1 protein-coding gene is annotated in these 278 nt (G+C 29.5%); it reads right to left on the reverse strand.

From position 1 onward, the window contains the following. Window positions 1-278 (reverse strand): hypothetical protein (locus SB765_RS29220; RefSeq protein ID WP_410932432.1); only part of this gene is annotated, 278 nt, incomplete at both ends.

Here is a 278-nt window from a genome sequence, read left to right on the forward strand (position 1 = left end):
GGTGCTGTTATTAAACACTAGCACATCTAAATGCATACCAAAAAATAGCAGTGAGTTTATGCTTAGCCCTAATAATAGATAAGAAGATATGATGTTTTTATTTAGGAAGTTACTTACAACCATAATAGCCAAAATAGTCATTAGATCAAAAAGTAATAGTTGCATGTAAGAAATATTTTGAATATCAATAAACAAGCTTGAAGAATATGAAACTGACATAATTAGCGACAACCATAAGGCCTCTTTTTTGGGTTTATTTATACTCGTTACTAATGAGT

This window comes from Pseudomonas sp. SIMBA_067, from assembly GCF_046534675.1.
In the GTDB taxonomy this organism is placed as follows: Bacteria; Pseudomonadota; Gammaproteobacteria; order Pseudomonadales; family Pseudomonadaceae; genus Aquipseudomonas; species Aquipseudomonas putida.